Annotated in this window: 22 protein-coding genes and 1 tRNA gene; 14 read left to right on the forward strand and 9 right to left on the reverse strand. The window is 67.3% G+C overall.

From position 1 onward, the window contains the following. Positions 1-82: 82 nt before the first annotated feature. From DPQ23_RS13305 to DPQ23_RS13320, 4 genes are all read left to right on the forward strand, one after another. Positions 83-316 (forward strand): hypothetical protein, encoded by a 234-nt coding sequence (locus DPQ23_RS13305; protein WP_112875277.1) that lies wholly within the window; start codon positions 83-85, stop codon positions 314-316. 108 nt (positions 317-424) lie between these two features. Continuing rightward, positions 425-637: a YMGG-like glycine zipper-containing protein gene (locus DPQ23_RS13310; RefSeq protein ID WP_112875278.1), complete on the forward strand. Its 213-nt coding sequence runs from the start codon at positions 425-427 to the stop codon at positions 635-637. A gap of 102 nt (positions 638-739) precedes the next feature. Further along, positions 740-2,797 (forward strand): acetyl-CoA carboxylase biotin carboxylase subunit, encoded by a 2,058-nt coding sequence (locus DPQ23_RS13315; RefSeq protein ID WP_112875279.1) that lies wholly within the window; start codon positions 740-742, stop codon positions 2,795-2,797. A 10-nt stretch (positions 2,798-2,807) separates the two neighbouring features. Then, complete coding sequence (locus tag DPQ23_RS13320) at positions 2,808-3,479, forward strand: hypothetical protein (RefSeq protein ID WP_162630744.1); 672 nt, start codon at positions 2,808-2,810, stop codon at positions 3,477-3,479. Here the strand turns inward: DPQ23_RS13320 and DPQ23_RS13325 are convergent. Further along, positions 3,445-3,627, reverse strand: coding sequence for a hypothetical protein (locus DPQ23_RS13325; RefSeq protein ID WP_112875281.1), 183 nt, complete (start codon positions 3,625-3,627; stop codon positions 3,445-3,447). The two genes, DPQ23_RS13320 and DPQ23_RS13325, sit on opposite strands and share 35 nt — an antisense overlap. An 84-nt stretch (positions 3,628-3,711) precedes the next feature. Beyond that, positions 3,712-4,191 (reverse strand): DUF4174 domain-containing protein, encoded by a 480-nt coding sequence (locus DPQ23_RS13330; RefSeq protein ID WP_112875282.1) that lies wholly within the window; start codon positions 4,189-4,191, stop codon positions 3,712-3,714. Positions 4,192-4,329: 138 nt separating this feature from the next. Between DPQ23_RS13330 and scpA the strand changes: the two genes are divergently transcribed. The 6 genes from scpA (at position 4,330) to DPQ23_RS13360 (ending at position 9,984) form a co-directional block, all read left to right on the forward strand. Then, positions 4,330-6,465, forward strand: coding sequence for a methylmalonyl-CoA mutase (gene scpA, locus DPQ23_RS13335; RefSeq protein ID WP_112875283.1), 2,136 nt, complete (start codon positions 4,330-4,332; stop codon positions 6,463-6,465). Between the two features lie 59 nt (positions 6,466-6,524). After that, entirely contained in the window at positions 6,525-6,779 is a 255-nt protein-coding gene (locus DPQ23_RS13340) for a hypothetical protein (RefSeq protein WP_112875284.1), read from the forward strand. A gap of 94 nt (positions 6,780-6,873) precedes the next feature. Beyond that, on the forward strand, positions 6,874-7,692 hold the full coding sequence (locus DPQ23_RS13345) for a glycosyl transferase (protein WP_112875285.1): 819 nt from the start codon (positions 6,874-6,876) through the stop codon (positions 7,690-7,692). Positions 7,693-7,730: 38 nt separating this feature from the next. Beyond that, positions 7,731-8,198: a hypothetical protein gene (locus tag DPQ23_RS13350; protein WP_112875286.1), complete on the forward strand. Its 468-nt coding sequence runs from the start codon at positions 7,731-7,733 to the stop codon at positions 8,196-8,198. Then, on the forward strand, positions 8,180-8,638 hold the full coding sequence (locus DPQ23_RS13355) for a methyltransferase family protein (protein WP_112875287.1): 459 nt from the start codon (positions 8,180-8,182) through the stop codon (positions 8,636-8,638). Before DPQ23_RS13350 ends, DPQ23_RS13355 begins: the two co-directional genes overlap by 19 nt. 59 nt (positions 8,639-8,697) lie before the next feature. Then, entirely contained in the window at positions 8,698-9,984 is a 1,287-nt protein-coding gene (locus DPQ23_RS13360; RefSeq protein WP_112875288.1) for a homoserine dehydrogenase, read from the forward strand. 15 nt (positions 9,985-9,999) lie between these two features. On the opposite strand, the gene DPQ23_RS13365 is transcribed toward DPQ23_RS13360, so the two are convergent. Continuing rightward, positions 10,000-10,665: a GntR family transcriptional regulator gene (locus DPQ23_RS13365; protein ID WP_112875289.1), complete on the reverse strand. Its 666-nt coding sequence runs from the start codon at positions 10,663-10,665 to the stop codon at positions 10,000-10,002. Positions 10,666-10,697: 32 nt separating this feature from the next. Next, positions 10,698-11,423, reverse strand: a complete 726-nt coding sequence (locus tag DPQ23_RS13370) for a M48 family metallopeptidase (RefSeq protein ID WP_112875290.1) — start codon at positions 11,421-11,423, stop codon at positions 10,698-10,700. A 105-nt stretch (positions 11,424-11,528) separates the two neighbouring features. Between DPQ23_RS13370 and DPQ23_RS13375 the strand changes: the two genes are divergently transcribed. The 3 genes from DPQ23_RS13375 to DPQ23_RS13385 all read left to right on the forward strand — a co-directional run bounded on the left by DPQ23_RS13375 (position 11,529) and on the right by DPQ23_RS13385 (position 13,979). After that, the gene (locus DPQ23_RS13375) at positions 11,529-11,852 is read left to right on the forward strand and encodes a TIGR02300 family protein (RefSeq protein ID WP_112875291.1); all 324 of its coding nucleotides are present in this window, start codon (positions 11,529-11,531) and stop codon (positions 11,850-11,852) included. A 205-nt stretch (positions 11,853-12,057) separates the two neighbouring features. Continuing rightward, a tRNA-Ala gene (locus DPQ23_RS13380) sits at positions 12,058-12,133 on the forward strand. Between the two features lie 100 nt (positions 12,134-12,233). Further along, positions 12,234-13,979 carry a DUF6538 domain-containing protein gene (locus DPQ23_RS13385; RefSeq protein ID WP_338067058.1) on the forward strand — a complete coding sequence of 582 codons (1,746 nt, stop codon included), beginning with the start codon at positions 12,234-12,236 and terminating at the stop codon, positions 13,977-13,979. A 1,056-nt stretch (positions 13,980-15,035) separates the two neighbouring features. Here DPQ23_RS13385 and DPQ23_RS13390 read toward each other — a convergent pair. The 5 genes from DPQ23_RS13390 to DPQ23_RS13410 form a co-directional block, all read right to left on the reverse strand. After that, positions 15,036-15,521 carry a BRO-N domain-containing protein gene (locus tag DPQ23_RS13390; protein WP_112875293.1) on the reverse strand — a complete coding sequence of 162 codons (486 nt, stop codon included), beginning with the start codon at positions 15,519-15,521 and terminating at the stop codon, positions 15,036-15,038. Positions 15,522-15,616: 95 nt separating this feature from the next. Continuing rightward, positions 15,617-16,255, reverse strand: a complete 639-nt coding sequence (locus DPQ23_RS13395) for a recombinase family protein (RefSeq protein WP_112875294.1) — start codon at positions 16,253-16,255, stop codon at positions 15,617-15,619. A 736-nt stretch (positions 16,256-16,991) separates the two neighbouring features. Further along, positions 16,992-17,996, reverse strand: coding sequence for a GGDEF domain-containing protein (locus DPQ23_RS13400; protein ID WP_112875295.1), 1,005 nt, complete (start codon positions 17,994-17,996; stop codon positions 16,992-16,994). Beyond that, a complete protein-coding gene (locus DPQ23_RS13405) occupies positions 17,993-18,562 on the reverse strand; it encodes a heme NO-binding domain-containing protein (RefSeq protein WP_112875296.1) in 570 nt (189 codons plus the stop codon). Before DPQ23_RS13405 ends, DPQ23_RS13400 begins: the two co-directional genes overlap by 4 nt. 51 nt (positions 18,563-18,613) lie before the next feature. After that, positions 18,614-18,889, reverse strand: a complete 276-nt coding sequence (locus DPQ23_RS13410; RefSeq protein WP_162630745.1) for a DUF3572 family protein — start codon at positions 18,887-18,889, stop codon at positions 18,614-18,616. A 115-nt stretch (positions 18,890-19,004) separates the two neighbouring features. Between DPQ23_RS13410 and DPQ23_RS13415 the strand changes: the two genes are divergently transcribed. After that, positions 19,005-20,405, forward strand: coding sequence for a diguanylate cyclase (locus tag DPQ23_RS13415; RefSeq protein ID WP_112875298.1), 1,401 nt, complete (start codon positions 19,005-19,007; stop codon positions 20,403-20,405). Positions 20,406-20,408: the final 3 nt, after the last annotated feature.

Here is a 20,408-nt window from a genome sequence, read left to right on the forward strand (position 1 = left end):
ACGCTGCCGACGCGCGTGTCATAAGAGGCGCGTGCTACAACCAACTTGCCCGAAAATGGGCCATAAAGACAGGCAGAGACTCATGCAGACCGCTCTTTTCATTCGCCTTTCGGGCGTCGCTCTTCTGGCCGTCGGCCTGTCGGCCTGCGCGCAGGGCTATCAAACCGGCCTGTCGGCCGACACCCAGCGCGCTGCTGGCGGGGCCCTTGCCGGGGCGGTCGTTGCCAAGGCACTGGACGAAAAGGTCGCCACCGGTGCGCTCATCGGCGCGGCCGGCGGGGCGCTGTGCGACGACGTGGGTGTCTGCCAGCAATAAGCCTGCTGCGGCCTGCGCGTTCCCGTCACGGACGCGGCATGACCTGAACCCCGTGGTCGCGGCGCGACCTCTTCCGGTCTGCGCGTCCACAAGCAAGAAAGACAACAGATGTCGAAAAAACTGCTGCTCGTCACCGGTGTTGCCGCGGCCCTTCTGGCCGGCTGCACCCAGAACATCCAGCCCACCGACCTGGACCGTGCGCTTATCGGAGCAGGAACGGGCGCCGTTGTGGCCGACCTGTCGGGCAAATCCGTCGCCAAGGGCGCGGCCATCGGGGCCGTGGGCGGCGCGCTCTGCGACGACGTCCGCCTCTGCCAGTGATCTGACCGCCGGGCGCCTGCGCGCCCTCGGCCCCCTTGCCATCGCCGTCCCTGCCGTTGCGCAGGGGCGGCTTTTTCACATCCAGCGCCACCAGGGACAGACATGTTCAACAAGATCCTGATCGCCAACCGCGGCGAAATCGCCTGCCGTGTCATCAAGACCGCGAAGAAGATGGGGATCGCCACCGTCGCCGTCTATTCGGACGCCGACCGCAACGCGCTGCACGTGCGCATGGCCGACGAAGCGGTCCACATTGGCCCCTCTCCTGCCAGCCAGTCCTATATCGTGATCGACAAGATCATGGACGCGGTCCGCCGGACGGGTGCGCAGGCCGTCCACCCCGGATATGGATTCCTCAGCGAGAACATGAACTTCGCTGCCGCCCTTGAGAAAGAGGGCGTGGTGTTCGTGGGTCCGCCAAGCCCCGCCATCGAGGCGATGGGCGACAAGATCACCTCGAAGAAGATCGCGCAAGAGGCTGGGGTGTCGACCGTTCCCGGCTATATGGGCCTGATTGCAGACGCCGAGGAGGCCGTGCGGATCTCGAACGAGATCGGCTATCCCGTGATGATCAAGGCCAGCGCCGGCGGCGGCGGCAAGGGGATGCGGATCGCCTGGAGCGATCAGGAGGCGCGCGAGGGTTTTGAATCGTCGCAGAACGAGGCGGCCAGCAGCTTTGGCGACGACCGCATCTTCATCGAGAAATTCGTGACGCAGCCGCGCCACATCGAGATCCAGGTGCTGGGCGACAAGCACGGGAACTGCGTCTATCTGCATGAGCGCGAATGCTCGATCCAGCGCCGCAACCAGAAGGTCATCGAGGAGGCGCCCTCGCCGTTTCTCGATCCGGCCACACGCCGGGCGATGGGCGAACAGGCGGTCGCGCTGGCGCAGGCGGTGGGCTACACCTCGGCCGGCACGGTCGAGTTCATCGTGGACGCGAACAAGAACTTCTATTTCCTTGAAATGAATACCAGGCTTCAGGTCGAGCATCCCGTTACCGAACTGATCACCGGGGTCGATCTGGTCGAGCAGATGATCCGCGTGGCCGCGGGAGAGCCGCTGCCCTTTGCGCAGAAGGACCTGACGATCAACGGCTGGGCCATCGAAAGCCGGCTTTACGCCGAGGACCCGTACCGCAACTTCCTGCCCTCGATCGGCCGGCTCAGCCGCTATCGCCCGCCGGTGGAAACCGCCGCCGGGCCGCTGCTGGCTGCCGATCGCTGGGTGCCCGCGCATCCCGGCGACCAGCCGCCGGAGGCGACGACGGGCGTGCGCAACGACACCGGCGTCTACGAGGGGGGCGAGATCAGCATGTTCTATGACCCCATGATCGCCAAGCTGTGCACCTGGGGGCCCGACCGCGCCCAGGCGATCGAGGCGATGCGCGTCGCGCTGGATTCCTTCGAGGTCGAGGGGATCGGGCATAACCTGCCGTTCCTGGCCGCCGTGATGGACCACCCGCGGTTCGTCTCGGGCGATATCTCGACGGCCTTCATCGCCGAGGAATACCCCGAGGGGTTCCAGGGCACGACGCTGGCGGATGACGAGCTGAGCCGGATCGCTGCCGTCGCCGCCGCCATGCACAGGATCGCCGAAATCCGGCGCACGCAGATTTCGGGCCGGCTTGGCAACCACGAACGCCGCGTGGGCGAGAAGTGGGTGGTGACGCTGAACGGCCGCGAGTATCCCGTCCGCGTCAAGGCGGATCGGAACGGGTCGACCGTTCATGTGGACGGGCGCGACCTGCGGGTGGAATCGGAGTGGAAGCCGGGAATGTCACTGGCCCGCGTGACCGTGGACGGCGCGCCCCTGGTCCTGAAGGTGGACAAGATCCCCGCCGGCCTGCGCATCCGCACCCGCGGCGCCGATCTGAAGACTCACATCCGCCGCCCGCGCACGGCCGAACTGGCCCGCCTGATGCCCGAAAAGCTGCCGCCCGACACCTCGCGGTTCCTGCTGTGCCCGATGCCGGGCCTGGTCGTGCGGATCAATGTCCAGCCGGGCGACGAGGTGCAGGAGGGCCAGGCACTGGCCACCGTCGAGGCGATGAAGATGGAGAACATCCTGCGGGCCGAGCGCAGGGGCGTCGTCAAGTCGGTCAAGGCCGAGGCGGGGCAAAGCCTCAGGGTCGATGACGTCATCCTGGAGTTCGAGTGACCCCTTGGACGTGCGCGCGCTGTTCCTGAACGACCGGGTCGCCGCGGCCCTCGTCACCGCCCTTGTCGGCGGCGGCGTGGTGGCGGCCGGGTGGTTCTGGACGCACGCGCTGTCGCGCAGGCGCGACCGCCAGTTGCGCGACGAACGCGTGACCGACATCCAGCGCGCGCTGCTGGCCGAGATCCGCGCCCATGTCGCCGCGCTGGAGAGCCAGACGCTAGACGACCCCGATGCGCGCGAGGCGATGGTGGCGCGGCTGGCGCAGGGGCGGCACGTGCCGATCCTGCCCCATGACGCCAACGACCGCATCTTTCGCGCCATTGTCGAGGACGTGCACATCCTGCCCGAATGGGCGATCGATCCGGTGGTGCGCTATTATCGGCTGCTGGCCGTGCGCGCCGCGCTGGCGCAGGACATCCGGGCCAACGCCAAGGACCACCCCGAGCGCGCGACCGAGATGTTCCGCGATTATCTGACGCTGAACGACGAAACGCTGACGACCGGACGCCGCGCGATGATCGTGCTGACGGCGGGCCTGGAGGGCGGGGGCGAGGCGGTCGAGGCCCTGATCGCCGCAGCCAGCCACCGCGAGGCGGAGCGTATCGCGGCCACCCTGCCGACGGAACTGGCGCAGCTGCGCGCCGGTCTCAATAGGCGATCTTCGGACCCGAGAGGCCGATGATGGGGGGCAAGCCGGCCACAGCCGCGATCTCGTTGGAGTTGCGCGCGTTCAGCAGCCGCTCGACCAGGTCTTCGGTCGACCCGCGACGCCCGGCTGGCTTGGGCGGCGGCGGCGGCGTGATCTTGCGCGCAGTGGTGTCCTTGGCCATCGCGATCCCCCGGATCTGCGGCGCGCATGGCGCGCCTTGTGCACCGAACATAGGGGCGATGCACCACGCGATCAACTGCCGCCGCTATCGCCCGCCGCGCGCCACCTCGGCCCGCCGCTCGGGCGTCTTGTCAATGGCACGGCCGATTTCGCGCGTGTCCCACGGCGTCGGCCGGCGCTCGATCACCATACCCTGCTTGTCCAGCACGACCAGCGAGAACCCTCGTGGACGCAGGATCGTCCGCCACGCGCTGCCCGAGGCCGGATCGGTGTCCACGATCACCTGCACGTCGCGGGCGGCCAGCGTCGCGGGATCGCGCGCAAGCAGCGCCATCTGCGCGGAAAACGACGCGTCCTCGGGCGTGTCGGCAAAGACGATCACCGGCCGCGCCCGAAACCGCAGATCGTCCGGCGTCACCTCGGCCGCATCGGCCAGCGCCAGCCCGGCAGACGCCTGGCTCAACGGATCGGGGGGCGGCGAGGCAGGCGCGATGCCGCGGGCGGGCGCGCGGCGTCCCTCCTCGGGCAGCGCCACGGGTCCGGGCGGCGGGGTGGCCGCCCCCATCGCCCAAATCGCGCCTATGCCCATCCAGAGCACAGCCGCCGCCACGCACCCCGCCCGTGCGGTCGCCCGCCATGTTGATCGTTCCGTCATCATGTCCCTGAATATAGCCACGCAAGTTCCATCCGAAAGGACCCAGCCATGACCCATTCCCAGAAGCTCGACCAATGGCGCGCCCTGGCCTCAAAGGAACTGCGCGGCAAGGACCCCGCCACGCTGACCTGGCAGACGCTTGAAGGGATCGCCGTCAAGCCGCTGTACACCGAGGCGGACACCGCCGAACTGGACCACATGGGCAGCCTGCCGGGCATTGCCCCCTTTACCCGCGGGCCGCGGGCGACGATGTATGCGGGCCGCCCCTGGACCATCCGGCAGTACGCGGGGTTTTCGACCGCCGAGGAATCGAACGCCTTCTATCGTCGCAACCTTGCGGCGGGGCAGCAGGGCGTGTCGGTGGCCTTCGACCTGGCGACCCACCGCGGCTATGACAGCGACCATCCGCGGGTCGAGGGCGACGTGGGCAAGGCGGGTGTCGCCATCGACAGCGTCGAGGACATGAAGATCCTGTTCGACGGCATCCCGCTGGACAAGGTGTCGGTCAGCATGACGATGAACGGCGCCGTGATCCCGATCCTGGCCAATTTCATCGTCGCGGGCGAGGAGCAGGGGCACGACCGGTCGGTCCTGTCGGGGACCATCCAGAACGACATCCTCAAGGAGTTCATGGTCCGCAACACCTATATCTATCCGCCTGAACCCAGCATGCGGATCATTGCGGACATCATCGGCTACACCTCGGCCCAGATGCCTAAGTTCAACTCGATCTCGATTTCCGGCTATCACATGCAGGAAGCGGGCGCGAACCTGGTGCAGGAACTGGCCTATACGCTGGCCGACGGGCGCGAATATGTCCGTGCCGCGATCGCCGCGGGCATGGACGTGGACGATTTCGCCGGGCGGCTGTCGTTCTTTTTCGCCATCGGCATGAACTTCTTCATGGAGGCCGCCAAGCTGCGCGCCGCGCGCCTGCTGTGGCACCGCATCATGACCGACTTCGGCGCGAAAAAGCCGTCCAGCCTGATGCTGCGGACGCATTGCCAGACCTCGGGCGTCAGCTTGCAGGAACAGGACCCCTACAACAACGTGATCCGCACCGCCTATGAGGCGATGAGCGCCGTGCTGGGCGGCACCCAGTCGCTGCACACCAACGCGCTGGACGAGGCGATCGCGCTGCCCACCGAATTCAGCGCCCGCATCGCCCGCAACACCCAGCTGATCCTGCAGGAGGAAACCGGCATTACCCATGTCGTCGATCCGCTGGCCGGGTCCTATTACGTCGAAAGCCTGACCGCCGAACTGGCCGAAAAAGCCTGGGCCATCATCGAGGAGGTCGAGGCGATGGGCGGCATGACCAAGGCCGTCGCCTCCGGCCAGCCCAAGCTGCGCATCGAAGAGACGGCGGCCCGGCGGCAGGCGATGATCGACCGCGGCGAAGAGGTGATCGTCGGCGTCAACAAGTACCGCAAGGACAAGGAAGACCCGATCGACATCCTCGACATCGACAACATGGCGGTGCGCGCAAGCCAGATCGAGCGGCTGGAGCGCATCCGCGCCACGCGCGACCAGTCGGCCTGCGATGCGGCGCTGGCCGAAGTCGAACGCCGCGCGCGCGAGGGTGGCAACCTGCTGGAGGCGGCGGTCGAGGCCGCCCGCGCGCGCGCAACCGTAGGGGAAATCAGCATGGCGATGGAAAAGACCTTTGGCCGCCACCGGGCCGAGGTGCGGACGCTGGCCGGCGTCTATGGCGCGGCCTACGAGGGCGACGAGGGCTTCGCCCAGATCCAGCGCGATGTCGAAACCTTTGCCGAGGAGGAAGGCCGCCGCCCCCGGATGCTGGTCGTCAAGATGGGCCAGGACGGCCACGACCGCGGCGCCAAGGTGATCGCCACGGCCTTCGCCGACATCGGCTTTGACGTGGACGTGGGGCCGCTGTTCCAGACCCCCGAGGAAGCGGCGCAGGACGCCATCGACAACGACGTCCATATCATCGGCATTTCCTCTCAGGCGGCAGGACACAAGACGCTGGCGCCGAAGCTGATCGAGGCGCTGAAGGCCCAAGGGGCCGGCGACATCATCGTCATCTGCGGCGGCGTGATTCCCCAGCAGGATTATGCCTTCCTGCGCGACGCGGGCGTGGCCGCGATCTTCGGCCCCGGCACGAACATCCCCGCCGCCGCGCGCGAGATCCTGCAGATCGTGCGGGAACGGCGCGGCTGAGGTGGACCAGCGGCGGCCTTGCCAGGCCGCCGCTGCACTTCCATCGGGAGGGCCGACCCTTGAAGGAAGACATCCTCGAACAGATCGTTGCCGAATACCTGTCGCACCGTGGTTATTTCGTCCGGCACAACGTCAAGTTCCGGCCAGACCCCCCGTTCCGTGAAGCGATGGACGGCAATCCGATCCGCGTGCTGAAGTTCGAAACGATGTTGTTCGGAGTTCAGGAAAAACTCACGCAGACGCTCGCATCGACCGACATCGGGCGGATGATCCAGATCGTGCGTGCAGCCAGAATCAAGTTTGTCCCGGAGTAGTCTTCTCCCCTGCTGATCTTTTCCTGAGTAAGCGGGGACAGCCGCCCTCGTCTCCCGCTTGCCGTAGCAGGCGCACCATGCCACCACTTCCTCCATGAGCGGCGCGATCAAGCAGATCATCTGCATCAAATGGGGCACCAAATTCGGCCCCGAGTACGTCAACCGCCTGCGCGGGATGATCGCGCGCAACATCACGCCCCCATTCCGGCTGATCTGCTTCACCGACGATGGCGCGGGGCTGCACCCCGACGTCGTGGTCCGCCCCCTGCCCCGATTCGAATACGAGCCGCCGAAGAATACCCTGGGCAAATGGCCCAAGTCGCGGCTGTGGGGCGATCTGGGGGATGTGACCGGAACGGTCCTGTTCATGGACCTGGACGTGGTGATCGTCGGGCATCTGGACGTGTTCTTCAGCTTCGGCAGACCCGATGACACGGTGCTGGCGACCAACCCCAAGCGGATCAAGCCGTTTGAAAAGCTGGGCCAGACCTCGGTCTATCGGATGCGGGTGGGCAAGCTTGCGCCCCTGCAGGACATCTTCCGCGCCGATCCGCAGAGGGTGGCCGACGAATACCGCTTCGAGCAGCGATTCGTCACCCGGCGCGCACCGGGCGGCGTCACGTTCTGGCCCAAGGGCTGGGTCGTCCATTTCCGCGCCGACTGCGTGCCCCCCTTTCCCGCCCGCTACTGGCAGCCGCCCCGCATCCCCCCCGGCGCACGGATCGTGATCTTCGCAGGCAGCCTCAATCCCCCCGACGCCATCGCCGGCCGGTGGAGCGAGGAGGACGTTGCCCGACCGCCCGCCGCCCATCTGCGCGCGGCCTTCGACGGCCGCCGCCGCGAAAGCCTGCCCCGGCACCTGCGCCATTATCTGCGCCCGGCCGACTGGGTCGAACGGCTGTGGCGCGAATAGGCGTCGGCCCCGCGCGGTGGCATCCGCTGCCGGCCGACATGGCGGCCGAACTGGGGCTGACGATCGCCGGCTTCGGCCATCTGGAGGACATGCTGAAGCGCGCGATCTTTGCGCTGGAACGCGCGGGGCTGGACGGCAATATCCACGAACGGGATTTCCGTGCCTGGCTGGGCCGGATGGATCACGTGGCGGCGGATTCGCTGGGCACGCTGATCGACCGGCTGGACCGCGCCCTGACCCGCGCGCGGCATCCCGACCAAGACCTGAAGGCGCAGCTTGACGAGGTGAAGGGCTGGCGCAACCTGTTGTGCCATGCGGCGTGGAAGCCGCTGGCCAGGGGGGACTGGCAACCGGCGTTCATGAACACCGCGGGCGAGGTCTTCGACGGCACTCTCGCGGTCGAGGACCTGCGCGCCATCCGGGCGATGACGCTGGACAGCGCCCGCCGCGCCGCCCGCGTCATCCATGCCATCGAGGAGGGCAGCACATGGCCAGCGGGGGAATGATGCGGCGGATCGCCGATTATCCGATGGCCTGGGTCGCGCTGTTCGCCGCCCTGGCCGGTCTGGCGGGGCGGGTGGCCCCCATGCCGGTGCCCTGGGGCGGGCAGGTCGGATCGCTGCTGATCGGGGTGGGGCTGGGCCTGATCGTCATGGCGGGCCGGACGATGCGACGGGCGGGCGCGACGGTCGATCCCACGCGGCCGCCGACCACGCTTGTCACCCACGGGATCTTCGCCTGGTCGCGCAACCCGATCTATCTGGGCGCCGCCGTCGTTCTGGCCGGCATCGCCCTGGTCGCCGCGGCGCCGCTGGCGCTGGGGCTGGTGGCGCTGTTCGTTGCCATAGCCAACCGCCGCTTCATTGGGCGCGAGGAGGCCTGGCTGGCGGAACGATACCCGACGGCCTTCAGCGCGTGGTCGCGGCACACGCGCCGGTGGTTGTGACGTTGCAATCCGCAGGCATCACGGTCTAACACCGCGCGAACCCTGTGAGTGAGGCTCTCATGTCCGCCCCCCTGCGTCTCGGCATTGCCGGTCTTGGCACCGTCGGGATTGGCGTCGTCAAGATCATCCAGTTCCACGCCGACCTGATCGCACTGCGCGCCGGGCGCCCGGTGCAGATCACCGCCATCTGCGCGCGCGACCGCCACAAGAACCGCGACGCGGATCTGTCGATGTACGAATGGGCCGAGGGCGCGCGCGAGCTGGCGGCGCGCGACGACATCGACGTGTTCGTCGAGCTGATCGGCGGCGACGAAGGCGTCGCCCGGGACGCGATCGAGATCGCGCTGGCGACCGGCAAGGACGTGGTGACCGCCAACAAGGCGCTGCTGGCGATGCACGGGCAGGCCCTGGCCGAGACCGCCGAAGCCGCGGGCCGTGTGATCCGGTTCGAGGCCGCGGTCGCCGGCGGCATCCCCGTCATCAAGACGATCACGGAAAGCATGGCCGGCAACCGCATCAGGCGCGTCATGGGGGTGATGAACGGCACCTGCAACTATATCCTGACGCGGATGCAATCGGCCGGCCTGCCCTATGACACCGTGTTCGAGGAGGCGCGCCAGCTTGGCTATCTGGAAGCCGACCCGACGCTGGACGTGGGCGGCATCGACGCCGGCCACAAGCTGTCGATCCTGGCCGCGCTGGCCTTTGGCACCCAGCCCGCCTTTGACGCCGTCGAGATCGAGGGGATCGAGCGCGTCAGCATCGACGACATCAACCGCGCCGCCGACATGGGGTATCGCATCAAGCTGCTGGGCGTGGCGCAGATGACCGCGCGGGGCTTGGAACAGCGGATGTCGCCCTGTCTGGTGCCCGCCGACAGCCCGCTGGGGCAACTGGAAGGCGGAACCAACATGGTGGTGATCGAGGGCGACGCCGTGGGCCAGATCGTGCTGCGCGGCGCGGGCGCGGGGGCGGGTCCGACCGCCAGCGCGGTGATGTCCGACATCGTCGAGATCGCCCGGGGCGTGCGCCTGCCGGTCTTTGGCCAGCCCGCCGTGACGCTGGCCCGGCCGCAGGCGGCCCGCACGGCTGTGCCCGCCGCCTATTACCTGCGCCTGATGCTGGCCGACAAACCGGGCGCGCTGGCCAAGGTCGCAACGGTCCTGGGAGACAGCGGCATCTCGATCGACCGGATGCGCCAGTATGGCCATGCCGCCGGAGAGGCGCCGGTGCTGATCGTCACCCACAAGACCACGCCCGAAGCCATCGACCACGCCATCGAGGCCCTTCCGCGCACCGGCGTCATCACCGGCGAGCCGGTCGAGCTGCGCATCGAAGAGGTCTGAGCGACGTTCGCGGCGCTATGGCCCGCCGTCCGCGGCCAGGTGGCGCAGGCCCTGCGTCACGTCGGTCCGCACGGCCAGCCGCAGGGCCGGTTCGTCGCCGGCGCGTAGGGCCGCCAGAATCATGCGGTGATGGCGCGGCGGCTCGTTGCGCCGACTGCGCTGATAGACCGCGCGCATGGTCGGGCCCAGTTGCAGCCAGATCGTCTCCAGCATCGCCAGCATCGCCGGCGCCTGGGCGCGCAGATACAGCGTGCGGTGAAATTCCAGGTTCGATCGGATATACCCCACCGCGTCGCGGTTCTGCGCAGCATCCCCGATCGCGGCGTTGATCGCGGCCAGCCGGTCGATCAGCGCGAAATGCGCGCGCGGCAAGGCACGGGCGGCCAGTTCCGGTTCGATCAGGGCGCGCAGGGCGGCCAGCTCCTCGAGGCGATCCACCGACAGCGCCGGCGTGGCGACCCGCCCGGACGCAGACAGCGTCAGCGCCCCTTCGGCCACCAGCCGCCGCACCGCCTCGCGCGCGGGGGTCATGCTGACGCGGTGCTCGGCCGCAAGGCCGCGCAGGGTCAGCGCCTTGCCCGGCGGCAGCTCGCCAAGCATGATCCGGCTGCGCAGGGCGCGATACAGCCGTTCGTGCGCGGCCGGTTGCGGGGCAGACTGTGCGGCAGGGGACAGGGGCATCCGGGATGCTGTGATCACAATGCCCCGTCCGGTCAAGCCTGCGCGGAGCCGGACGCAGGGACAGGCGCGCGGAACCGCCACGCCTGCAACGCCCCGCCGTGCCGGCGCAGCCACGCGCGGCGTTCGGCATACTCGGGCATCAGCCGCCCGACCGCCGTCCAGAACGCAGGCGAATGATCCATATGCGCCAGATGCGCGACCTCGTGCGCCGCGACATAATCCAGCACGGGAACAGGGGCCATCGCCAGCCGCCACGAGAACATCAGGCGGCCGTCGCCGGTGCAACTGCCCCAGCGCGACCGGGTGTCGCGCAGCGTGACCGCCGCAAAGCGGCGCCCCAGCGCGGCGGCGTGCCGGTCGCAGGCGTCCAGCACCTGGGACCGCGCGAGATGTTTCAGAAAGGCCTCGACCACGGGCCCGGGGGGGCGGCCGGCGGGAACCAGCAGCGCACGGCCCTCGACCCGCGGCGCGCGCACGGACGCCGGGGTGACGACCAGATCGGCCCCACCGACCGGAATGACCGACCCCGGCCGGACCAGCAAGGGCGGCGGCAGCGCTGCGACCGCCTTGTGCAGCCAGCCTTCCCGCGCCTGCAGGAACGCCATCCCCTGGGCAAGCGGCAGGCGCGCAGGCAGGGTCAGCATCACCCCGTGGTCGGCCCGCGACACCCGCAGCGTGATGCGCCGCGTTCGCGCGGACCGGCGCACCGTGACGGCCAACCCACCCGCCACCACGACGCCGTTGCCCTGCCCGTCCATCCGCCAGCCTCCCTGCCGCGCCGCTGCCGCAATCCGCTTTACAGCCCTGACACGCTGTGGCAGGGGACACCGGATTTACCTGACCCTGTGCGGAAAGAGAACACCATGCCCAAAGAGGAATGGGGCACCAAGCGCCTTTGCCCCCACTGCACCGCGCGATTTTACGACCTGCGGCGCGACCCCATGACCTGTCCGTCCTGCGGGTCCGAGTTCACCGCTGAAAGCCTGACCACCGCCCGCGGCCGCGCCATGATCGCTGACAAGGCCGCCGCCCGCGTCGCCGAGACCGACGAGGTGATCGACGACGAGGATCTGGACGACGGCGCCGAGGCCGGCGATCTGGATGACGACCTGCTGGACGACGACACCGACGATGGCGACGTCTCGCTGGACGACATCGCCGATGTGGCCGAACCGGACGACGAATGATCGCGGACCATCGCTGATGCAGAAAGGGGCCGGCGCGGCCCCTTTTTTCATGGGCCGCGCCGGCGCCCCACACCCGAACACCGGCCACGCCCAACCCGGCCTGCTGCGCCCCGGCCGCCCTGATTTTTTCCGCTTGCGCCCCCCTGCACCTGCCCCTATACGACCCCCCACGCGGGCGGCAGACAAAGCAGCCCGGACCTCCGGTGGGGCCATAGCTCAGTTGGTAGAGCGCTTGAATGGCATTCAAGAGGTCAGGGGTTCGACTCCCCTTGGCTCCACCAGATCATCTCAGCAGCTTGATTTCGCAGGAAGATCCTGCAATCACTGGGGAAAATCGGTGGATTGCCCCGGCGAGGTGTTACAGTGACAAGGCTTGAAGCCGTGACTGGACACACCCGACTGGCCCGACGCGGGGCCATGTATTACCACCGTGCCGCGATCCCAGTGGACATCAAGGACAGCTACCCGAAGGCTGAGGAAACCTTCTCGCTGAAGACCAAGGATCGTGCCCAAGCCCTGCGTCTGGTTCGCGTGGCTGCCGTTCAGGTGGACGAACGCTTTGCCGAGCATCGCCGCAGGATCGCCCTTGAACGCTCGGCCATCCTTGACGACCTGACACCTGCCCAGATCGCCGCAGCCAAGACCGCTTACTACCAGCACCTGCTGGAAGAGGATGAGGAGATCAGGCTGGCTGGCTTTGTTGAACTGGACGATGATGGCCGGGTCATCGGCCCACTGCCGGAAGACCCCCTCCCGACCTTTGATGAACATGGTCAGAAAGCCGAAGGCTGGGGGCAGGACGCCCGGCATCAGTACGCACGGGGCCAGAGTGATGTGTTCTGGGAAGCCGAGGTCGATGAGGTGCTGTCGTGGGATGGCCTTGACCTTCGCCTGTCGCCGTCCTCGCCATCACGTCGCCGCCTGATCCGTGCCCTTCAGGAAGCCGTCATTGAGGCCACAGCAGCCGTCCAGCGCAGGCAGCAGGGCGACGTTATCCCGACACCTGAAGACCCGTCAGCGCCCAGCGCATCAGCCCCCTTGCTGTCTGAGAAGGTCAAGGAGTGGATCGCGGAGAAGTCTCGCGCCGACTGGTCCAATAAGGCCCAGGATGACCACCGTCATTGGCTGTCTGTCTTCACCGAAGTTGCAGGCGACAAGCCCCTGACCGAGTATGGCAAGGCCGATGGGCTTCGCTTCAAGGCCGTGCTGATGAAGCTGCCGCCGAACATCTCGAAGGTGAAGGAGATTCGTGGCCTGTCCATCGTCGATGCTGCGGGCAAGGCCGAGGCGTTGGGCATGGAAGCCATGTCCATTGCCAACTACAACAAGGCCATGGCTCGTGTTGGATCGTTCTTCAAATGGGCCAAGGCCAACACGGCAGAGGAGGTCCGTGACCCTGTGGATGGTCTTCGCCTCAAGGACCCAATCCGCGATCAGGACAAACGGGACCCCATCACGACCGGCCACCTGACCACCCTTTTCAGCAGCCCCGTCTGGCGGTCATGTCGATCCGAACGCTTTGCATCCCAGCCGGGCAACGTGGTCATATCCGGTCACTGGAAGTTCTGGCTGCCCCTCATCAGCCTGTGGTCAGGAGCCAGATCGAACGAGATTGGGCAGCTTCTGTTGGCAGACATCAAGCACGAGGACGGCGTGGATTACCTGCACGTCATAGCCGATACCGAAGGCAAGCGGGTGAAGACCAGGGCTGGCCGCAGGAAGGTGCCGATCCACGATCAACTGAAGGCGCTGGGCTTCATGGACTTGGTCGATGATCGCAGGAAGCGGTACCGCCCCGAAGACCGCATCTTCCCTGACCTGAAGGTGGGAGCCAATGGATACCACTCGCACAACGTGACCAAGTTCTTCTCACCCTACATGGAGAAGATCGGCATCAAGACCGAGAAGACCGCCTTCCACAGCCTGCGTCACAACTTTCAGGACGCTTGTCGTCATGCCAAGATGTTCCCCGGTCATCGGGAAGCCATTGCAGGGCGTGAGGAAGGGGGTGTTGGTGGGGCTTATGGCGGGGAGGGTTATGACCTGACCGACCTCAACGATGCCCTTCAGACCATCCGTTATCCAGCCGTGGATTGGTCAGCCCTCCCCCGCTATCGTCCCGAGTAGGGGGCATGGACCGGGGGAAGCTGCCAAGACCCTCTTACCTGAACTGCCTTCACGGGTTCCCCATCAGAACATCTGCCCTGAAGGAAGCCCCGTAGAGGCGCTGGGAGGGGCGCTACAGACTCGCCCCTCATCTCGGCTAGGTCGCATAGGGAAGACCCCTAGTGAGTCTGTAGGTGGCCTCCCAGAGTCGCTGAGGGCTTCAGCATGGTGGATGGGCAAGGACGGGGTTGGATGATGGTGACTGTCATCACCAGCCACCCCACCAGCGCCCAGGATCAGCCGCGCCGCTGGCGCTGGGTGAAGACCGAGGGGCAATGAGGGGTCAGACCATGATGACTGGCATCGTCAGGTGCAGCTTCAGCCTGATGATCAGCCGCGCCAGCGGCGCTGGGGGGGGGGAGGACTAGGGAGATGATGATGGTCTGGGCATGACGGCTGGCACTGCCAGTCTGACCTTCCTACCAGAACATCCGCCATGAAGGGAAAACCCCTGGAGGCGCTGGGAGGGGTGCTACAGACTCACCCTTCATATCTGCTACCTTTCGGCAGGGGAGGCCTCAGCGGGCCTGTAGGTGGCCTCCCAGAGTCCCGGAGAGTCATCCTCGTCATGACTGCCGACCAACATAGACCAAGACCACGGGAGATGATGGGGGTCAGACCACGATGGCTGGCATCGTCAGGTACAGCTTCAGCCTGATGATCGGGGGAGGACCGCCAGGGCACTGATGATTGTCCGGTCACGACGGCTGGCACTGCCGGGCCGATGATCAAGGCCAAGACCACGGGAGATGATGGGGGTCAGACCATGATGACTGGCATCATCGGGTGCAGCTTCATCCCTGATGATCAGCCGCGCCAGCGGCGCTGGGGGAAGACCACTAGGGCGATGATGATGGTCAGACCACGATGACTGGCATCGTCAGGTGCAGCTTCAGGGGAGCCTTCAGGTGCAGCTTCATCCCTGTGCAGGGTCGGAGGTGCAGGTGATGGTGAGATGTTCAGGTTCCCTCTAAAGGGGGGTGGCAATCCAAGCCATTGATCTGTAAGCGCTTTTCATCACTTATTTACCCCCACGGCCTCATCCTGCCCAGGCACATCATCTTGTGGTTTCAGAGGGCACAGAACACAAGATAAGGTATGGGCCTTGCGGTGCATCATGGTCATGGCGCGGAGGATGAACTCGTCCTCGCTCATCTCTCCGGTCGCCAGCTTCTCCTCGCCAGCGACGTAGCCACCATCCTTGCGGATCGACGGCAGGACGACCTTGGTCACCCAGTCCTGAAACGGCTTGGCCTCGGCCTTGTCGCTGCGGAGGATCAGCTTGTAGAGGCCGCTCTCGCTGATGATCAGGTTCGACGGGCCGCGCCCGGTGGTCAGCTTCAGGCGACTTACCTCGATCAGATCGAGATAATTCGTGGCGTCCGAGGTGTTCGAGATACCGAGGATGCGGCAGACGTCAGCCACGGCGAACCAAGGGCTACCATCACGGTCGATGATGCGGATGTCGTTGCCGTTGAAGGCGAAGGTGGTGAGGGAGTTCATCGTTCAGGCTCCTTGATGGGGGGCGAAACGGCATTATCCACCACCACACCTGTGATGAAAATGTCACACCTCACTGGCATGCAAGTGCTTGCCCGTCAGCCCCCCCACCTCGCCAAGACGACCTCAGCCCCTGCCAGATCATCCCTGATCCGCTGCACCGTGGGACGTGTCAGTCCCGTAGCCTTGGCGATGGCAGATGCCCCTGCCCCCTGGCCCATCATGTCCCGCATCAGGTCCAGTTGCTCACGGGTGTAGCTGGGCTTCCTGCCACGGTACTTGCTTGGGTCAGTTGCACGATGGTGCGCTATGCCAGCCTTCTGAGCCTCCTTGGTCGCCTCGGCCTGTGCCTGTGCCGTGGCTGCCATGAAGCCTATGAGGGCGTCCCTCACGGCCTGCTGCATGGGGTCTGTAGTGGCACCGTCGAAGGTCAGGCCATTGATCACGGTCCTGACCACGATGCCCCGCCGCATGAACTCCCTGATCGTGTCCGTCACGTCCTGGTAGTTCCTGCCCAGACGATCCACCCAGCGGACCACCAGCGTGTCACCATGGCGCAGCTTGTCGAAGAGCCGCTTCCCCTCGGGCCTGTCCCGCAGTGCCGTGCTGATACCGGACACCCCCTCATCGGCTATCACCTCGTCGATGGTGAAGCCTGACGCCTCGGCCTGCGCCTTCTGGTGGGCAATGGTCTGGTCCGTGGTCGAGACACGGGCGTAGAGGACGGTTCGGGACATGGGGCAATCTCCTGCCAACAAGGGTGGTGTCCACAGACACACCTGCCAACAGACTGAAGTCAACCCTTGTTGGCACCCTATCTGGTGCCATCCCAACTGCCCGCTAGGGCATACCCTGTGGGCACATGACAGGCGCTGGGCTGGCCGGGTTCAGTCACGAGGGCCTATGCTGCCTGTGATCGGGGCAGACCATCATCATCCGCACCAGTCAGGGCCACCGGGGGAAGCTGCCCGTTTCCTCTATCTGATGTGGGCCTTCGGACCTATGTCGGAAAACATCCGAGGTGAGGTGTTACAGAGAACTGTATCGTTGACAGCGCCATATTCGCGTTAGACATTGATGTTTCATAACAAATCGCAACCCCGTAGCATCTCCCCTTGGCTCCACCAATTCATCAATGAAGTTAAGCTTTTACGTGCCTCCAGCGCTGCAGTGAGGCGTTGATCCCGGGAGTTCCGGTCGGCGGAGCGCAGCCTGTGTGTCCCCTTGCGGCTGTTCCACGGGTCAGTGTCCGGGTTCGCGCCGATCTGGCCCTGTCGCAGCGGCACCGATCCGAGAACCCTGGGGATGCATCCGCACGAGCGCCACATCCGCGGCGCGGCGCCCTGCCGCGGGGCTCGCCGGACCGAGTTGCTGATCGAAGTCCTGTCCTGTCCCCTGACCGTCCTGGGACCACCTGACCCGGACCGGCCCGCCGGGTTGGGGTTCGCGCTGCCCCGGCCTGCCGCGCGGTGGTCACGCCGGCACCTGCGGGCGCCCTGGCCCTGCCAGCACCGCCCCGCCGCGCCCGTTGGCCTTGGCGGCGTAGAGCGCGGCGTCCGCGTCGCGCTGCATGCGCTGCGCGTCGATGGTGTCATAACCCGTCGAGATCGCAGCCCCGACACTGGCCGACACGCGGCAGTCCGCGTCGCCGATGCGGACCGGTTCCTCGATGCGTTCGATGATGCGGCGGGCCAGCCGCATCAGGCCGACCGGGTCGGTCAGTCCGGGCAGCAGCAGGACGAATTCGTCCCCTCCCATCCGGGCCACGCTGTCGCACAGCCGCGTCTCGGCCGACAGCTTGGACGCGACAGCCTTCAGCATCGTGTCGCCCGCCGCATGGCCGTGGCAGTCGTTGACCGCCTTGAACAGGTCCAGGTCGATGTGCAGCAGGGCAAAGCCCGGATCGGCCGGCGCACCGGCGCCCAGCAGGGCCGCTTCGATGGCCATGGTCAGCCCGCGGCGGTTGAACACGCCGGTCAGCGGATCGGTAAGGGCCTGCGCCTCGGCGGCGACACGCGCCTCCTCCAGCCGAAGGTTGAAGCGCGACAGCTCGCCCATCATGGCGGCGTTGGCCTGGCTGAGAAACAGCAGCTCCATCGCCAGATCGGCCGGGGCAAAGTCCTGGTCGGTCAGCCCGAAGCGGTGCACGCCATCCGACAGGCCGATGCCGAAGCCCAGGTTGATCAGCGCGCCGCCGCCCGTGCCGTCCGCCGACAGCATCGCGCCGCGTCCGCGCAGGACCGTCTGGGGCGCCGACCTCAGGCGCAGGAACAGCCGGTCCGCCGAGCCAAGCCGGGCCACGGACCGGCTGGCGCTGGTCCCGCCGATCGCCTCGAACGCGTCGTCGAACTGCGCCGCCTTGCCGATCAGCTTGCGCAGGGTCGGACCGGCGGACCTGATCGCGCCGCCGCAATCCAGCCACAGGTGCATGGGCATCAACCGCCCCAGCATGGCCGCGATGTCCGCCACCGGGATCATGCCGCACCCACCGCCGGATCGCTGATCGAAAAGGGCCGCCCCTCGGTATAGGCCGACAGCGGCACCGACAGCCGCAGCCCGTCACGGTCCAGCGCCAGCACCGCCAGCACGCCATAGTCGTCGGCCATCGCCTGCAGCATCCCGGCCACCGCGTGCAGCCACAGCGGGTCGGCGCTGGCAATGCGGATGCGATAGTCCTCCCCCTCAAGCTCGACCTGGACGGGCGGCAGGTCCAACCCCGGGATCACCATCCTTAACCGGCCGGGCAGTTCGACCAGCGACAGCACGAACTCGCTGAAGTCGCTGCCCGCAAAGCGCAGCAACCGTCGCAGGCCGGATTGCGCGGCAAGCCACGCGCCAAGATCCTCGGCCAGCTCGGGGCCGGTCTTGCCCATGGGGGCGCCCGCCTCGGCCAGCAGCGCCCGGGTCAGGTCGTCGGGATAATCGTGCAGCAGGCGAAACCCGCGCGAATCGCTGCCCGTCGCGGCCGCCACCGCCAGCCAGGCACCCTCGCCATAGGCATCGCGGACGAAATCCTCGATCGCGCGGTTGATCATGCCATGCATCACCGTTCCCCTCTGGGCCGGGACCTAGCACCCGAGAGGTTAAGATTCCGCTTACGGATGCACGAAACCGGCCTCGACGGCCTGCCGAAGCCGCGCGATCGTCTCGGGGGCCACGCCCTGCGAGGCGGCAAAGTCGAGCAGGCGGCGGTCGTCGGCCGCGATGAAGTCCAACATCGCGGCAACGAACCCCGCGTCGCCTGTGGTGGCGCGCAGGTCGGCCGGGTCAAGGCCCGTCTCGGTGCAGAGCTGGGCGATCAGCTCAGGGTCGTCGGCAAGGTGCAGCAGGATCGCGTGGGCGATCTCGGTGGCGCGGGTCCAGTCGGTCATGGGTACCTTCAGCGGAATGCCGCAACAGAGGCGGCGATCTGGGGAGTTGAAAACCATTTGTTAATCATTGCGCGCCATGCTGGCACAGCCCGGGGTGGAAGCGAACAGGTGTCGGATGGCGGGACAGATTCTTGTGGTGGATCGCGCGACCACCAGCCGCATCACCCTGAAGGTGCGGCTGAGCGCGGCTTGCTATGACACGCTGACCGCGCGATCGGGCGCCGAGGCCATGGCCTGCCTGACTCGCATCAGCCCCGACCTCGTGGTCATCGGGGGCGAGCCCATGGACATGACGGCCGTCGCCCTGTGCCGGATGATCGCGGCAACTGCGGGTGAAAGCATTCCCGTCGTCATGATGGCGCCGGCCGCCCAGCGGGTCGCGGCGCTGCGTGCGGGCGCCGCCGCGGTGCTGGACCCGCAGTCCGACGACCTGACGCTGCTGGCGCGAATCCGCGGCCTGTTGCGCGACGGGCTGTCGCATGGACGTGCCCCGGTTCCGGTGCCCGGCCTTGCCGAGGCGCAGGCCGCGTTCCTCGGGGCGCCCGGTCCCGTTCGCCAGATCGCACAGGTGATGCTGATCGCCGATGGGTCCGCGACGGCGCGGTTGTGGCGGCAGGCGCTGTCGCCGCGCCTGCCCGCCCAGTTGATTCTGGGCGAGCCGGATCGCGCACTGGCGGACGCCGCGCTGGGACATGTTCCCGACATCTATCTGATCGCCGCCGACCTTGCACGGCCGGGCGACGGGCTGCGGCTGCTGTCCGAACTGCGATCGCGGCCCCTGTCCTGCAACGCGGGCTTTGTCGTCATGCTGCGCCCCGAGGGGGGGGACATGGCAACGGTCGCGCTGGACCTTGGCGCGGGCGAGGTCCTGTCGGGCCTGCTCGGCCAACCGGGGTCCCCTGACGAACTGGCCGAGGAGGCCGCGCTGAGCATCGCCGCGCTGCTGACCCGAAAGCGGATCGCCGATGACCGCCGTGCAACCGCCGACCGCGAGCGCGCGCTGGCGCGGTTCGATGCGCTGACCGGGCTGCCCAACCGACGGTTCGCCCTGCCCCGGCTGGAGGCGCTGTGCCGGCGTGGCGCAGCCGGCGATGGCGTCGGCGTGGTGCTGATGGATATCGACCGGTTCAAGTCGGTCAACGACCGGCACGGCCATGTCGCAGGCGACGCCGTTCTGGCCGTCGTGGCCGAACGGCTGCGGTCCGAGTTGCCGCGGCCAGGGTTCGTGGCGCGGTTCGGGGGCGAGGAGTTCCTGGCCGTGATCCCCGGCGCCGATTGCAAGACGGCCGTCGCCGTGGCGCAGCGGATGCGCTCTGCCGTGGGGCAGCACGCGGTGTCTCTGCCGGACGTGACGGGTGGAGGATCGCTGCACGTGACGCTGTCGGCCGGGATCGCCAGCACGGCCGGAGAGATCGACTCGGCCGAGTTGCTGGAGCGGGCGGACAGGGCGCTGAGGCGGGCCAAGAGCAGCGGCCGCGACCGATTGATGGTGTCCGGCTACACCGCCGCGGCCTGAGCA

Origin of the sequence: Paracoccus endophyticus (genome assembly GCF_003286075.1) — a bacterium.
Lineage (GTDB): Bacteria > Pseudomonadota > Alphaproteobacteria > Rhodobacterales > Rhodobacteraceae > Paracoccus > Paracoccus endophyticus.